Source organism: Mediterraneibacter sp. NSJ-151 (genome assembly GCF_022487435.1).
Classification (GTDB): domain Bacteria; phylum Bacillota; class Clostridia; order Lachnospirales; family Lachnospiraceae; genus Schaedlerella; species Schaedlerella hominis.
Map to the genome: position 1 here is coordinate 14,084 of NZ_JAKVPP010000022.1, position 16,200 is coordinate 30,283.

Here is a 16,200-nt window from a genome sequence, read left to right on the forward strand (position 1 = left end):
AGCGTAAAAGTGAATAAGAAGAGGGGACGTTCGACTTGAAATACAGTGAGGAGAGATAGATATGTATGGTTTTTATTATGATCCAACCTATGTAATGGTATTAATTGGTGTTGTAATTTGTATGCTGGCATCAGCAAATGTCAACAGAACTTTTCAAAAATATTCCAGAATCCGCAGTCATAGTGGTATGACTGGACGTGAGGCTGCGGAGCGCCTCTTACATGCAAATGGAATTTATGATGTTACGGTTCAGCGTGTAGCAGGAAATTTGACAGATCATTATGATCCAAGAAATAAAACGTTAAATCTTTCGGATTCAACATATGCTTCTACTTCAGTTGCTGCAATTGGTGTGGCAGCACATGAGTGTGGTCATGCTGTGCAGCATGCCAATGGATATGCACCCCTTAAAATACGAGGTTCATTGGTACCGGTGGCAAATTTTGGATCTACATTGGCATGGCCATTGATATTGATTGGATTTTTGATTCAGGGAAATGCATCTGTTTTGCTGATTAATCTGGGAATCCTATTGTTCTCGGCAGCGGTTTTATTCCAGATTGTGACATTACCGGTGGAATTTAATGCATCGTCAAGAGCATTAAAGTCATTGGAGACAAATGGAATACTTTATACTGAAGAAGTAGCAGATACAAGAAAAGTACTGCGTGCAGCAGCATTGACTTATGTGGCAAGTGCGGCTTCTGCTATTTTACAGCTTTTACGTCTGATATTAATTTCAGGAGGAAGAAGACGAAATGACTAAAGCAATCAATGAAAGAGAGATTGTGCTCGAAGTCTTATTAGAAATTACAGAACAGGGAATGTACAGTCATATTGTACTTCGTGATGTATTAAATAAGTACCAGTACCTTGAGAAGAAAGAGCGTAGCTTTATCACAAGAGTGACAGAGGGTACTCTGGAACATATGATGGAGATTGATTATATTTTAGATCAATTTTCAAAAGTGAAAGTAAAGAAAATGAAACCGGTAATCCGTAATATTATGAGAAGTGCAGTTTACCAGATGAAATATATGGACAGCGTTCCGGTATCCGCAGCCTGTAATGAAGCAGTAAAGCTGGCTGTCAGAAAAGGGTTTGGAAGTTTAAGAGGATTTGTGAACGGAGTTCTTAGAAATGTGGCACGAAATCTGGATCAGATTGAGTATCCTACAGAACCGCGCCAGAGATTATCAATCCAGTACTCCATGCCGGAATGGATTTTGAATCTGTGGCTAAAGGCATATGACAGTGATATCGTAGAACAGATGCTTCAGGCATTTCAGAGAGAAACTCCGCTTACGATACGTTGTAATCTGCGTATGGTAACACCAAAGCAATTAAAAGAACATCTGGAGGCCGAAGGCGTTACAGTTAAAGTGCATCCATATTTAGAATATGCATTTCATATATCAGGGTTTGATTATTTGGGAGATTTGGAAAGCTTTCAAAATGGTGAGTTTTCAGTACAAGATATCAGTTCCATGCTTGTAAGTGAGTTGGCAGGTCCTAAAGAGGGTGACTATGTGATCGATGTCTGTGCGGCACCGGGAGGAAAAAGCCTTCATATGGCTGAAAAATTAAATGGAAGCGGACATGTAGAAGCACGTGATCTGACAGAATATAAAGTCGGTCTGATTCAGGAAAACATTGAGAGAACCGGTCTGAGTAATGTAGAAGCAGTACAGCAGGACGCCTTGATATTCGATGAGACTTCTGTAGGAAAAGCAGATATTGTTCTGGCAGATCTTCCATGTTCAGGTCTTGGAGTGCTTGCAAAGAAAACAGATTTGAAATATAAGGCGACAAAAGAGGGAGCCGATTCGCTTGCAAAATTGCAAAGAGAGATGTTAAAAAATGTACAGGCATATGTGAAAGATGAAGGAAAACTGGTTTACAGTACATGTACGATCAATCCGGCAGAAAATATGGATAATGTACATTGGTTTTTAAATGAATATCCAGAATTTGAATTAATAGATATTCATGGCTTATTGTGTGAAGAACTTCAGAAGGATGTGAAAGAAAATGGATGCATCCAACTGCTTCCGGGGGTTCATCAAAGTGATGGATTTTTCCTGGCATGTATGAAGAAAAGGAAATAGACAGAGAGAATGAAGAAAGATATTCGAGCATATACATACGAAGAGTTACAAGAAGAATTAAAAACTCAGGGAGAAAAAGCATTTCGTGCAAAGCAGATTTACGAATGGCTTCATGTGAAGACCATTGATAATTTTGACGAGATGACAAATATCTCAAAAGCATTGCGTGAAAAATTGAAAGAAAATTATGAGATCCTTTCCGTGCATATGTTGGAGCGGCAAGAATCCAAATTGGATGGAACAAATAAGTTTTTATTTCAGCTTCATGACGGCAATGTAGTGGAAAGTGTTTTAATGCGGTATAAACATGGCAATTCAGTTTGCATTTCCTCACAGGTAGGATGTAGAATGGGATGCCGCTTCTGTGCATCTACGATAGGCGGTCTTGTTCGCAATTTGTCTGCATCAGAGATGCTTGGACAGATTTATCAGATTCAGAAAATCATAGGGGAGAGAGTTTCGAATGTGGTAATTATGGGAACAGGCGAACCGATGGATAATTACGATAATTTTCTCAAATTTATTCATATATTGACAGATGAACATGGACTGAATATCAGTCAGAGAAATGTGACAGTATCGACTTGTGGGATTGTTCCACGGATTTATGATCTGGCAAAAGAACATTTACAGATCACACTGGCGTTGTCACTGCATGGATCAAATCAGAATAAACGAAAAGAATTAATGCCGGTTGCAAATAAATATGAGTTGTCAGAAGTGCTTGAAGCGTGCGATGCATATTTTGAAGAGACAGGAAGAAGAATTACGTTTGAGTATAGTCTGGTGCATGGAGTGAACGATACACCGGAAGATGCAAAAGAATTAATTCAAATATTAAAACCAAGAAATTGCCATTTGAATTTGATTCCGGTCAATCCAATCAAAGAGCGTGATTTTGTAAGACCAGATCGGAAAAATGCGTTGAATTTTAAAAATAAACTTGAAAAAAGCGGAATAAATGTTACTATAAGAAGAGAAATGGGCGCAGATATAGATGGAGCCTGCGGTCAGCTCAGAAGACGTTACGTAGAGACAAGTGAGGAATAAAGGAGAAGAATATGAAGACATTTTCGATTACCGATGTAGGTATGGTACGACAAGTAAATCAGGACTATGTCTATACGACAGACAAGCCAATAGGACCTCTCCCAAACTTATTTGTTGTAGCAGATGGTATGGGAGGACACAAGGCAGGAGATTACGCTTCAAAATATACAGTTGAAGTGATGAAAAAAGAGCTTGCTCAAAGTGAAGAGAAAGACGTGGAGAAAGCGCTTGTTTCCGCAATTGAGAAGGCAAATCGAGAGATTATCAAGAAAGCATCGGAAGATGAACATTTGAAAGGCATGGGAACAACAGTTGTAGCAGCAACGATCGTAGATCATATGATGTATTTTGCAAATGTTGGAGACAGCCGTTTATATTTGATCAATCAAGGAATCACACAGTTGACAAAGGACCATTCGCTGGTTGAAGAGATGGTACGACTGGGTGGTATCAAACCGGAAGAGGCGAAGCATCATCCGGATAAAAATATCATTACGAGAGCAATTGGTGCTAAGAACAATGTCGATGTAGACTTTTACGAACACCGTCTGAAACGGGGAGATATCATACTGATGTGTACAGATGGTTTGAGTAATATGGTAGAAGACGAGGAACTATTTCATATAGTTCAGGGGGGAAGAGATATTGTAGAAGCCGGAACAGCATTAGTGGATGCAGCAAAAGAGAATGGTGGAACAGATAACATCGGAGTTGTTTTGATGGAACCATTTACTGATGAGGTGAGTATATGTTAAAAGAAGGGGTTTTTTTAGGAAAGCGCTATGAGATACTTGGGCGTATTGGCTCGGGTGGCATGGCGGATGTATATAAAGGTAAAGATCATAAGTTAAATCGTTATGTTGCCGTAAAAGTTTTGAAAAGTGATTATAGGAATGACGAATCATTTATCAAAAAGTTTGTAAGTGAAGCGCAGGCGGCAGCAGGTCTGATGCATCCGAATGTAGTGAATGTGTATGATGTAGGGCAAGATCGCGGACTGTATTATATGGTCATGGAGCTTGTTGAAGGAATTACACTAAAAGAATATATTGAAAAGAAAGAACGTTTGTCTGCAAAAGAGGCAATCAGTATTTCAATACAGATGATAAGCGGTATTCAGGCTGCACATAATCATCATATTATCCACAGAGATATCAAACCACAGAATATTATCATTTCAAAGGATGGTAAGGTTAAGGTTACAGACTTTGGTATTGCACGTGCTACAACATCGACGGCTACAATCAGTACGAATGTTATGGGATCGGTTCATTATACTTCACCGGAACAGGCAAAAGGTGGTATTGTAGATGAGCGGAGTGATATTTATTCAGCTGGTATTACCATGTATGAGATGGTTACAGGACATGTACCATTTGATGGGGATTCGACAGTATCAGTTGCGTTGAAGCATCTGAAGGAGAAGATTGTTGCACCATCAGTAGAAGTACCTGATATTCCTTACAGTCTGGATTGCATTATTATGAAATGTACAGAGAAGAATGTAGAGAGAAGATATCAGAATTGTCAGGATCTGATTTCTGATTTGAAACATTCTCTTGTAGATCCGGATGGGCATTTTGTAGATGAGCAGTTGGATGTATTTACCGGAAGAAAGCCGGCAGGTGATGAGACAATTCTGATGTCTGAGGATGAGATTCGAAGAGCTCAGGAACGCAGTTATTCACAGTCGGATGATTATGATGATTCAGATTATGACGATGACGATTATGACGATGATGATTATGATGACGACGATGACGATTACAGAGCACCGACTCAGAGAAGAAACTCAGATTATAATCGTAAAAAGAATGTAGATCCGAATACGAAGAAAATTATGAAAATTTTAATGGTTGTTGCAGCTGCGATTATTGCCATGGTTATTATATTTATGGTGGGAAATGCTATGGGTGCATTTAAAGGTGGTATCGGTCTGAATACAACAACGAACGATGCAAAAGTAGTAGTACCTAACTTGTTGGGAATGACAGAAGATGAGGCAAAGGCCGCATTAAAGAAAAAGAATCTTGGATATTCTATAGCAGGAAGAGAAGAATCAGATAAGTATGCAGCCGGCGAGATTATGGAACAGAGCGAAAAGGCCAATTCCAAAGTGGAAAAGAATACAGAAATAAAAGTTGTGATCAGTACCGGTAAAGCGAAAAAGACAGTATCTGTACCGGATGTAAAAGGTATGAGTGAGGATGATGCGCAGAAGACGCTTGAAAACCTGAATCTGGTCGTGGAGGCACAGGCACAGAACAATGATACCGTTGCATCTGGAAAAGTAATTTCAACTGATCCGACAGCAGGAACACAGCTTACAGAAGGCAGCAAAGTAACCATGTATGTCAGTCTGGGAATTGAGTCTGTTGAAGTGCCAAGTATTACAGGTATGAGTTCAGAAGAAGCACAGTCTGCAATACAGAATGTTGGATTACAGGCTTCTGTTACAGAGGATTATAGTGATACCGTTGCGTCAGGAATGGTTATTTCACAAGATCCAGCCAGTGGCAAAGTAAAGAAAGGAAGCACTGTCAATATCGTGGTCAGCAAAGGAGCAAAGGTAAAAATGGTGACAGTTCCGTCTTTAAGTGGAATGACACAGCAGGCAGCAGAACAGGCCATTATAGATGCAGGACTTACGGTTGGAAGTGTTACAGAAGAATATAATGCAGGCGTTTCAGCCGGATATGTAATTTCGCAGACTGCTTCCGTTGGAAGTCAGATAGAGAAAGGCAGCAGTGTTGGCTTTGTAGTAAGTAAAGGAGCACAGCCATCTACTGACAATGGAAACACAGGCGGAGAAGACAATGAATCTTCAGAGTTACAATAAAGGAAAATTATGCAGGGAAAGATAATAAAAGGTATCGCCGGATTCTACTACGTTCATGTAGTAGAATCCGGCATTTATGAATGTAAAGCGAGAGGAGTTTTTCGAAAAGACAAGAAAAAACCACTCGTAGGAGATAATGTAGAGATAGAAGTACTGGATGAACAGGAAAAAACAGGAAATATTATAAATATTTTACCAAGAATGAACGAATTGATCCGACCGGCAGTGGCAAATATTGACCAGGCATTAGTTGTGTTTGCAGTAACAGAGCCAAAGCCACATTTTAATTTGCTGGATCGCTTTTTGATTATGATGGAAAGCAAGGAGATTCCGGCGATACTTTGTTTTAATAAAAAAGATATCGCCAAGAAGCAGGAAGTTGCAGAATTAGAAGAAGTATACCGGGCATGTGGATATCCGTTGATATTGATCAGTGCAAAAGAGGAAGAGAATATTGAAGAAATAAAAAAAGTACTTCGGGGAAAGACAACAACGGTCGCAGGTCCGTCCGGAGTTGGAAAATCTTCTTTGATCAACTTGCTTCAGTCAGATATTCAGATGGAGACCGGAAGTATTAGTAAGAAGATTGCAAGAGGAAAGCACACAACAAGACATTCGGAGCTTATTACAATTGACGACAACAGTTACATTATGGACACTCCGGGCTTTAGTTCATTGTATGTAAATGAATTTGAAAAAGAAGAATTAAAATATTATTTCCGTGAATTTGCACCATATGAAGGGCAATGCAGATTTAACGGATGCGATCATGTACATGAACCGGGATGTGCGGTTAAGGATGCAGTGGAGGAAGGTAAAATTCATAAAATCCGTTATGAAGATTATCTTGAAATGTATCAAGAATTAAAAAACAAAAAAAGATATTAATGGGAGATTTAAGTAAAATGAAAAATATATTAGCACCATCGATTTTATCGGCGGATTTTAAAGTGTTAGGGGAGCAGGTTAAAACTTGTGCAGAGAATGGCGCAGAGTATCTTCATTTTGATGTGATGGATGGAATGTTTGTATCAAACATTTCATTTGGAATCCCGGTACTTGCTTCAATCAAAGATGCAGCAGATATCGTGATGGACGTACATCTTATGATAGAAGAACCAATCCGTTATGTAGAAGCATTTCATAAAGCCGGAGCAGATATTTTAAATGTGCATTATGAAGCATGTGAAGATGTTCAGGCAACGTTAGATGCCATTCACAAATGCGGAATGAAAGCAGGACTTACAATAAAACCGGCAACACCTGTAGAAGTGTTAAAACCATATCTTGATCAGGCAGAACTGTTTTTAATTATGTCTGTAGAACCAGGAAAAGGCGGTCAGTCATTTATTCCGGAATCCTTGGATAAAATTAGAGAATTGCGTGGATTATTAAACGAAAAAGGGTTAACAGCAGACGTAGAAGTTGATGGTGGAATCCATCTTGGTAATGCAAAAGAAGTTCTGGAATCAGGGGCTAATGTATTAGTGGCCGGTTCAGCAGTATTTAAAGATAACATTGCAGAAAATGTAAAAGGCTTTATGGAGATATTAAACGAAAATGAATAGACGAACAGTAGTTGTCAGCGGTGGAATGTTAGACGAAGAATTCACGTTGCAAATTTTAAAGAGTGAAGAAACCGAATACATTGTTGCGGCAGATCATGGATTAGAATTCCTGTATAAGCATGGAATTAAGCCAGATTATATTGTTGGAGATTTTGACAGTACATCAGATGAAATTGTAAATTATTACAAGACAGAAACAAAAGTGCCAATTCGGCAGTTTAATCCGGTAAAAGATGCATCTGATACCGAAATCGCACTTCGCTTGTGCCTCAATATGGGAAGAAAGAATATTGTAATACTTGGCGGAACAGGTACCCGTATCGATCACATCTGGGCAAATGTACAGAGCTTGAAGATAGCAAAGGATGCGGGGGCAGAAGCCTATCTGATGGATGCACATAATCGAATCCGTTTGTTAGATGAATCGAGCGTGATTCGAAAGTCAGAAGCATTTGGCCCATATTTTTCAGTTTTTCCATTAGACGGAGAGATTATAGATTTTAATATAACAGGGGCAAAATATCCACTGCAGCATCATACATTAATGCCGTTTGACAGTCTGTGTGTCAGTAATGAGTGGGAAGAGGAAGAAGTCGAAATCACATTTCCGGTGGGAAATGTAATTTTGATGGAGACAAGAGATTGAGGGAAAATCAGAATATGAAGAGATTTGAATTTAGAAATATCCGTCAAGATGAGGTGGAACAGGCAATTGCTATAGAGCAAATTTGTTTTCCACCAAATGAAGCATGCTCACCGAGAGCAATGAAAGAGCGTATAGCTGCCGCACCAGAGTTGTTTCTTGTCGCGGTAGATAAGGACACTGGTAAAATAGCAGGATTTCTTAATGGATTATCTACGAAAGAATCCAAGTTTAGAGATGAATTTTTCACAGATGTAAGTCTTTATGATCCAGAGGGAAAGAATATTATGTTGCTTGGTCTGGATGTACTTCCTGAATATAGAAAGCAAGGACTTGCGAGAGAAATTGTCTGTCAGTATCGTAGAATAGAACATGAAAAAGGGCGCAATATGCTGTATCTGACATGTCTTGCAAACAAAGTGGAGATGTATAAAAAGTTTGGATTTGAGGATAGAGGAATTGCGGATTCTACCTGGGGTGGAGAAGAATGGCATGAGATGACTTGCAGAATATAGTGCTTAGGGAATAATAGATTAGATGATGAAATTATGATAGGAAGAGTAATAATGAAGGAATATAGATTCTATGGTTGGCAGAATGCCGATATTCCTACTGTTAATGAAGAATATAAAAAAGTAAAAAATCCCAGACATCTGTATGATTTGTTGTCGGAAATCTGGTGCGCTGATACCTGTGCACCGAGAATGAGAGACGGTTGGTCAAAAGAAAATATGACGTTGGGACAGTGCTCGATTACTGCATTCCTTGCACAGGATATTTTCGGTGGAGAGGTATATGGAATCCGAAGGAGTGGTGGTAATTATCATTGCTATAATGTGATTGGTGATTGTATATTTGATCTTACAAGTGAGCAGTTCAAAGATGAGGTTTTATCTTATGAGAATAACCCTGTCCAGAGTCGAGAGGTTCATTTTGAAAAGGAAGAAAAGCGATTGAGGTATGAATTCCTGAAAGCAGAGTTAAGGAAGCTTATATCAGATGTGAGATGACTCCCACCTCTGTAGGTGGCGAGTAACAAATCAGTATCAGTGGTGGGAGTCAATCCCCATCTGATATAGCCTCCGGTAGGATTGCAGAGATGCGCAGAAGAAGTATGTCATGCATTGCATGACGCGCATCTCGCAGCAAGAATGCAGAGGCATTCTTGAACAGAGGGGGAAGAATAAAAAGTCCGTTACAATATACAGAGATGTTATGCATATTGTAACGGACTTTTTATATTATAGTCTAGAAAAATCAGGAGATATGTATGGTAATAGGAATTATAGAAGATGATAAATTGTTAAGAAAAGCATTAGATACATCTTTGAAAAATCAAGGTTATACAACGATTTTTGCCGCTTCAAGAAAAGAGGCAATTAAAAATATAGATAGTTCTGTAGATTTGTTGATTGTAGATATTGGATTACCGGACGGAGATGGAATAAATCTATATCAGGAACTTCAAAAAAATGGAAGAATCCCGGCAATTTTTTTAACTGCAAAAGATGATGAAAAAGATATGTTAAAAGCGTTTGATACAGGAGCAGATGATTATGTGGTCAAACCATTTTCAATAAAAGTATTGTTAAAACGTATTGAAGTTGTTTTAAAGAGAAAGTCAAATGAAAATACTTTTATGTGCGGACAAGTCACCTTGTATTCTGATAGAAAACAGGTTTTTGTAGGAAAAACAGAAATATCGTTAACACCCAAAGAGTATCAGCTTTTAGAATATTTTATTATGAACCAGAACCAGGTTCTTACAAAAGAGATGATAATGGAAAATATATGGGGAATCGATAGTGAATTCATTGATCTCAACACAATTAGCGTTATGATCAGCAGATTGAAAAAGAAATTAAATGATTCATCGAATGTTATCAGTAATGTATTTGGAATGGGATATAGAATGGGAGAGTAGCATGGCTGTAGCAATTTTTACAGTACTTTTAATAGGTTTCATACTCGGAGGAAGCACTGTATATTTAGTTGAAAATCATTTGAGAACAAATGAAATGAATAAAATATATAAATTGACGGAATCCTTAATAAACGGCAATGAATTAGATGGTTCTGATATAGGGAAAGAAACAATCTATTCTAAAACGACCAATCAATTAATCCGTTTGCAGGAAATATTGGAAGGAAGAAGGAAAGAGGCTGAAAAAAGTAAATATGAGATACAGAAATTAATTTCTGAGATTGCGCATCAACTAAGGACACCGCTGGCGAATATAAAAAATTATACAGAATTGCTGCAAGAGTCATTAAATGAAACTCAAAAAACATTGAATACAGAATACATAAAAGACTTGCGAACAAGTGAAGAACAATTATGTTTTTTGGTGGAGAGCTTTATAAAAACTGCCCGATTAGAGCAGGGAATCATACAAGTTCACACTCAAAAAGAAAATCTTGTTGAAACGATTCTAAATGCGTTGGGGCAAATACAGAAAAAGGCAGAAGAGAAAGATATCTATTTTCAAGTAGAATTGCCAGAGAAAATCATCTGTGAACATGATAAAAACTGGATGTGTGAGGCCCTTTATAATGTGTTTGATAATGCAGTCAAATATAGTAAAAACAACAGCACGATCAATATCACAATGAAACAAACCGAAATGTTTTATAAGATTCAGATAAGAGATTATGGAATCGGAATAAAAGACGGAGAAGAAAATAAAATTTTTCAAAGATTTTATCGAGGTGAACAGGCAAGAGGGCAGGAAGGATGCGGAATTGGTTTATACCTTTCCAGAGAGATTGTCTTATTACAAAAAGGGATGATGAAAGCAAAAAAAATGAAGCCAGGGCTGCTTATAGAAGTGAATCTTCCGGTATAGACAGTTCATATGCAGCTTGTAAGAAGTTTGTAAGAGGTACCATGTATAATAGATTATGGCTGAGTTAAAGGTATCATTTACGAAAGGAGTTTACAGAAAAGATGGATATAATTAAAGCCATAAATCTAAAAAAATATTATACATCTGATACATATGAAGTGCGTGCTTTAGATGGTGTGTCATTAACGGTGGAAGAGGGCGAATTTATAGCGGTTGTCGGTACGTCCGGATGTGGAAAGACAACACTTATGAACATGTTAGGAGGTCTTGACATTCCGGATTTTGGAGGTGTTTGGATCAGAAATACAAGTTTAAAAGATCTTAACAAGGAAGAAAGAACAATATTCAGAAGAAGAAATATCGGATTTGTATTCCAACAATACAATTTAATTCCTTCGCTTAGTATACGCGAAAACATAGTTCTTCCGATGCGACTTGACGGCAAGGAAATTGATATAGATTTCTTTAATGAGATTGTAGAAATTCTTGGATTAAAAGATAAATTAGAACGTTTTCCATCAACACTGTCCGGTGGACAGCAACAGCGAGTTTCTATAGCGCGGGCATTGTTGACGAAACCGGCAATTGTCCTGGCGGATGAACCGACCGGGAATCTGGATTCTGTTACAAGTATGGAAGTCGTAGGATTACTAAAATCCTGTGCTGCAAGATTTCATCAGACGACATTGATCGTGACGCATCAAGAAGAGGTCGCACAGATGGCAGACAGAGTAATACGTATGTCTGATGGGAAAATCTATACAAGAGATTGTAACGATTGTTAGGAGGGATTACTATGCTTCACAAGAACATTCCGAATAACAATAAAGACATAATCCGATTCCTGGCTAAAAATTTTGCAGGCACAAAAAAGGTGAGAAATACGATTCTATTTTGCTCGATTGTAATTGGCATTGTTGCTATTACCATGGTATTCGGAATCTCCTTTGGAAAAATACAGGCAGAAGAAATAAGATTAATCAGAGAAAATGGAACTGCTTCTTCGGGGAGAATAGAAGATGGAACAGAAGAACAATATGCAAAATTAAAACAACTGGATTATATAAAACAAGTTGGAAAAAGTATTTTTGTAGGTGAAGCTACAGAAGTTTCGGAGAACAATGCAAAAACGATATGTGATATAGTCTGGGCTGACTCAGAAAGCTGGAACGATTTTTTGAGATCGGCATATACCAATGTGATTGGAAGCTACCCACAGAAAAAGGATGAAATTCTATTATCTGAGCGGGCATTGAAAAAACTTGGTATCTCTGAACCGGAACAGGGAATGGAAATAAACTTAGATGTATACAAAGGTGTGTTCGAACATTCAAAAGAAAAATTCGAATTGTGTGGCTGGTATACAGACTCTGGAAATGAATTAGCAATCGGATATATTTCACATGACAAAATTAAAGAGTTGAAACTGGAAAAGGGTCCTTATACTTTACTTTTCAGTCAGAGTGATCATTTAAACAGGAGTAAAACAGAGGAAAAATTATATCAGACATTGCCGATGAAGAGTGCAGATCAGAAGATATACGTTTCTGATACAGCACAATATACTGCTGTTTCTAAATTCGCAGGTGGATATGAGATGGTGATATTAGGAACAATAGGAATTTTGTGTGGAATATATTTCCTTGTACGCAATGTCCTTTGGATATCCATGAGCGAAGATGTTCAAAATCTCGGACTGCTCCACACGATCGGAGCCACAGAAAGACAGATTACAAAAATATACCGGAAACAAATGAGGTCACTCATGTTAAAAGGTTCTGTCTTGGGAAGTTTGATCTCTGCACTGATTTTAGTCTTATTAATACCGGAACTATTAGGTTTCCATTTTTATCAGGAAATGGGAGGGAATACAATACTTTCCTTTTTCAGACCGTGGATTCTTTTGCTTTCTGTTGTATTTGTAAATGGAATTTTGTGGATAGCATCGGAAGGCGTTATTAGAAAAATAACGAAGCTGTCTTGTATTGAGAGTGCTGCTTATAACGAAAATACAGTTGCCAGAAAAACAAAACACTCTGGGAAAATAGTGCACAGACGTTCTGAAACAGAAGAAATGTTCTATATTGCATGGGGAAATATAACACGGCATAAAGCACGATTTATCATTACAAGCCTTTCCATATTTTTGGGAGTCCTGTCTTTTGTTCTAATGAATGTACTTACAAATGGATGTGATTATAAGCATCTTCTTGAGAAACGTCCTGATTTTTTGCTGGCAGGAGAGTTTAGCGAATTTGGGAAAAGCCAGGGGTGTGGGGAAGAATATAAAACAAGAGAAATCGATGTGGATCCTTTGCTGACGCAGGGAGATGGTGTGGAACTGTTGTATGATAACGATTATGATGAATTTTCACCAATCTCTCAAGAGTTGGAGAAAAAAATACACAAGATAGATGGTATCGATTGGGAGAATTCTAATCTGATCGAAGGAGCTTATGTAACTACAGTTATATCCAGAAAGGGCATCCGTCCTTATGACGAAGGGGTTTCGAATCTTACAAATGACAATATGGTGGAAGGATTCTGGTGGGATACTGTGCAGATTTTAAATGAAAATCAAATCTTGTCGCTTAAGAAATACGTTCAGGATAATCAACTCAATATTGATTTGAAATCTTTGGAAGAAGGAAATGGTGTGCTGATCATACATGATCATATGCTGACCCCGGAACAGCAAAAACTTGCAGATGAAGCAATTGGCGAACCGGTATACTTTAAAACTTTGCTTTCAAGAGAAGATGCGATTCGTAGAAAAGAACTAAGTAATTCTGAGAATAAAGAGAAACAACAGGAAGACGAATTCCCTCAAAAAGAATCTGAAACATTTACTCTATGTGGTTATTTGGATCGACAAAACGATGATTTCCCGGAAATACATCAATCCTGGCATGGAGAGGGCAGCTTATATTATTTTATCAGTGAGAAAGGCTTTCAAAAGATACCAACTGAGAAAAAGATATTAACAATGGAATTAACTGCCGACTCGGAAAAAGAACCTTATGTGAAAACACAGATCAGCGAGCTGGTCTCCGAGGAAAATAAAAAACGATCCGAAATGACAGAAGTATCAATGGATGAAGGAACCGGCGAAGCGGGAGTTTTTGTTATCTGTAAATCAGACCTGATGCAGCAAAAAGAAACATATATGCGAGGAAATCGAATTCTCTTAGGTGCTGTAAGTATTATATTATTCATTGCGGGATTGACCAATTATTGTAACGTTGTATTCACTGGGATGTACGCACGACGGAAAGAGTTTGATGTAATGAAAAGTATCGGGATGACCGATAAACAAATGAAATTAATGCTCTTTGGAGAAGGCAGTTATTATTTTATGTGTGTGGTGGGATTGTTATTTACTGTAGGAATGGCAGCTTTATTTGGAGTAAAGATTTATATGGAAAATAAATTGTCATATTTCACATTTCGTTGGCCGATTCTTATTATCGCAGGAATAATGCTAGCACTTTTAGTGGTTAATGTTCTGGTTACACATTTTGTTGTTGTTTTTTGTGGTGAAGAAAAGGATTAAGTAAAAAGATGCCCCAGAGCGATTCGCTTTGGGGCCTATATTGGAAAATTGCAGAGCACAGCAATTCTTTGTTTTGCTTGATTACTCTAAAAAATGAAAGAGTAGCCCCGTTAATAGAATGCAGTATGCATTGGCAAAGCCGAGAGTTCCTCACTTTTTCATCTTCGGAGCAATAAGCAGCACTACTGTCACAAGAAAATATACACCATACAGTAACCAAGTAATTGTATTGTTCCAAGGGAAACTCTTTTCTGGATGGTTCAATGCAAACATCATCCAATCTGCAAGACATGAAATTAAAATAACTATTCCTAAAAATGCCGGTACTCCTGCAAATTGTTCTAAATAATTTGAATGAATTCAATATTATGCTTTTTTCTCCTTAAATGACTTCAGAAAGATCACCCATCCAAAGATCAGCAGATTCATTACCAGTGCCACAGGAATATCTCTCCAGTGGATTTGCTGATTCTGAAGTACATCCGCAGAGTACGTTCCTGAAAAAACTACCACCATATTATTATTCAGAAAATGAATAATTATCGGAACCCAGATATTCTGGGTTTTCATATAAGTATATGCCATGAAAATCCCCAGTGAAATACAGGTAACAAACTGGCTTGCCAGAGCCGCCAGCCCCATATCCGGCGTAGTGTAATAGAAGAAGTCTATTGGCAGATGCCATACAGCCCACACACAGCCCAAAAGGATCACGCCACTTTTTAGGCCAAATTTCTTCTGAAGAAGAGGCTGAAGATAATATCTCCATCCGTATTCTTCTCCAAAGAATGCCACTACAGACAGGAAAAAGTTTACCAAAACAGTAAAAAATATGATCCAGGTAGTAGGATTTGCCATTATTTTGCCAAATTCAGAAAGCTGGCCGCTCAGAGCACTGGCAATCACAAATCTGAGAAGATATAATCCAATAAACAACAGGATCATACGAACAGATATATTCCAATGTTCGCTGTTCAGTCCATAGGCTCTGCGCTTTTCTTTACCGGATTGCAGAAGAAGAATCCAGAAAATAACGCTGCCACCTATTATAACGTACTCCATGATCGGTGCCCACTGAGAATACGGCATGCTCATCAGATCTCTATTTTGGGGAGCCAGAACAGAAGCCGCCGTGCAGACAACCAGCACCGCCGTGAGTGCTATAAAGAATATGAAAAAAGCCGTTGGAAGATTTTTATCTCCCTTTTTGGTAATTAAATAAGCCATCATCACACCTGCTGCTGGATACAGCATCTGCGCATTTGGAAAAGCGCTGAGATCAAGACCTTTTCCATAGCCATACCACATCAGAAGTCCCATTACATATGTGATTCCGTATGCTATAATCACATAGATCAAAAGCTGTTTTTTCTCTGTTTGCATAAATTTCATAATTCCTTCCTTGCAACTTCTAATTTGTTACTCACATGATATCATACTTTAGACACTTAGGTACAGGTTATTCCTCAAATTGCAGGGTTGTTTCATGAACTATCCATGGGCAGATCTAACTTATTGCATCCTTGCTATCACATCTCTCATATTGTTTCTGATTCATTGGTCATGTAAAAAAGCGCAAATTAACTCTATATC

16 protein-coding genes are annotated in these 16,200 nt (G+C 38.0%); 15 read left to right on the forward strand and 1 reads right to left on the reverse strand.

All coding sequences use genetic code 11. The annotated features are described in order from the left end of the window. Window positions 1-61 precede the first annotated feature (61 nt). From LQE94_RS15670 to LQE94_RS15740, 15 genes are all read left to right on the forward strand, one after another. Window positions 62-766 (forward strand): zinc metallopeptidase, encoded by a 705-nt coding sequence (locus tag LQE94_RS15670; RefSeq protein ID WP_118737284.1) that lies wholly within the window; start codon window positions 62-64, stop codon window positions 764-766. Next, window positions 759-2,108 (forward strand): 16S rRNA (cytosine(967)-C(5))-methyltransferase RsmB, encoded by a 1,350-nt coding sequence (rsmB, locus tag LQE94_RS15675; protein WP_240578140.1) that lies wholly within the window; start codon window positions 759-761, stop codon window positions 2,106-2,108. Before LQE94_RS15670 ends, rsmB begins: the two co-directional genes overlap by 8 nt. Before the next feature lie 9 nt (window positions 2,109-2,117). Then, a complete protein-coding gene (rlmN, locus tag LQE94_RS15680) occupies window positions 2,118-3,158 on the forward strand; it encodes a 23S rRNA (adenine(2503)-C(2))-methyltransferase RlmN (RefSeq protein WP_118737286.1) in 1,041 nt (346 codons plus the stop codon). A gap of 11 nt (window positions 3,159-3,169) precedes the next feature. Beyond that, window positions 3,170-3,913: a Stp1/IreP family PP2C-type Ser/Thr phosphatase gene (locus LQE94_RS15685; protein ID WP_240578141.1), complete on the forward strand. Its 744-nt coding sequence runs from the start codon at window positions 3,170-3,172 to the stop codon at window positions 3,911-3,913. Then, window positions 3,907-5,997, forward strand: coding sequence for a Stk1 family PASTA domain-containing Ser/Thr kinase (gene pknB / locus LQE94_RS15690; RefSeq protein ID WP_240578142.1), 2,091 nt, complete (start codon window positions 3,907-3,909; stop codon window positions 5,995-5,997). The genes LQE94_RS15685 and pknB overlap by 7 nt, the downstream gene beginning before the upstream one ends. A 9-nt stretch (window positions 5,998-6,006) precedes the next feature. Beyond that, window positions 6,007-6,885 (forward strand): ribosome small subunit-dependent GTPase A, encoded by an 879-nt coding sequence (gene rsgA, locus LQE94_RS15695; RefSeq protein WP_240578143.1) that lies wholly within the window; start codon window positions 6,007-6,009, stop codon window positions 6,883-6,885. Window positions 6,886-6,902: 17 nt separating this feature from the next. Continuing rightward, window positions 6,903-7,565 (forward strand): ribulose-phosphate 3-epimerase, encoded by a 663-nt coding sequence (rpe, locus tag LQE94_RS15700; RefSeq protein WP_240578144.1) that lies wholly within the window; start codon window positions 6,903-6,905, stop codon window positions 7,563-7,565. Beyond that, window positions 7,558-8,211, forward strand: coding sequence for a thiamine diphosphokinase (locus LQE94_RS15705; protein WP_240578145.1), 654 nt, complete (start codon window positions 7,558-7,560; stop codon window positions 8,209-8,211). Before rpe ends, LQE94_RS15705 begins: the two co-directional genes overlap by 8 nt. Window positions 8,212-8,225: 14 nt before the next feature. Beyond that, the gene (locus LQE94_RS15710) at window positions 8,226-8,723 is read left to right on the forward strand and encodes a GNAT family N-acetyltransferase (protein WP_022074658.1); all 498 of its coding nucleotides are present in this window, start codon (window positions 8,226-8,228) and stop codon (window positions 8,721-8,723) included. Window positions 8,724-8,774: 51 nt separating this feature from the next. Beyond that, complete coding sequence (locus tag LQE94_RS15715; protein ID WP_240578146.1) at window positions 8,775-9,218, forward strand: YunG family protein; 444 nt, start codon at window positions 8,775-8,777, stop codon at window positions 9,216-9,218. Between the two features lie 260 nt (window positions 9,219-9,478). Next, complete coding sequence (locus LQE94_RS15720) at window positions 9,479-10,132, forward strand: response regulator transcription factor (protein ID WP_240578147.1); 654 nt, start codon at window positions 9,479-9,481, stop codon at window positions 10,130-10,132. 1 nt (window position 10,133) lies between these two features. Beyond that, window positions 10,134-11,054: a sensor histidine kinase gene (locus tag LQE94_RS15725; RefSeq protein WP_240578148.1), complete on the forward strand. Its 921-nt coding sequence runs from the start codon at window positions 10,134-10,136 to the stop codon at window positions 11,052-11,054. A gap of 101 nt (window positions 11,055-11,155) precedes the next feature. Continuing rightward, complete coding sequence (locus LQE94_RS15730; RefSeq protein ID WP_118737293.1) at window positions 11,156-11,839, forward strand: ABC transporter ATP-binding protein; 684 nt, start codon at window positions 11,156-11,158, stop codon at window positions 11,837-11,839. A gap of 11 nt (window positions 11,840-11,850) precedes the next feature. After that, window positions 11,851-14,607, forward strand: coding sequence for an ABC transporter permease (locus tag LQE94_RS15735; RefSeq protein WP_240578149.1), 2,757 nt, complete (start codon window positions 11,851-11,853; stop codon window positions 14,605-14,607). A 130-nt stretch (window positions 14,608-14,737) separates the two neighbouring features. Next, complete coding sequence (locus tag LQE94_RS15740; protein ID WP_240578150.1) at window positions 14,738-14,956, forward strand: hypothetical protein; 219 nt, start codon at window positions 14,738-14,740, stop codon at window positions 14,954-14,956. Window positions 14,957-14,973: 17 nt separating this feature from the next. Here LQE94_RS15740 and LQE94_RS15745 read toward each other — a convergent pair whose 3' ends face one another. Continuing rightward, a complete protein-coding gene (locus tag LQE94_RS15745; RefSeq protein ID WP_240578151.1) occupies window positions 14,974-15,999 on the reverse strand; it encodes a CPBP family intramembrane glutamic endopeptidase in 1,026 nt (341 codons plus the stop codon). Window positions 16,000-16,200 lie beyond the last annotated feature (201 nt).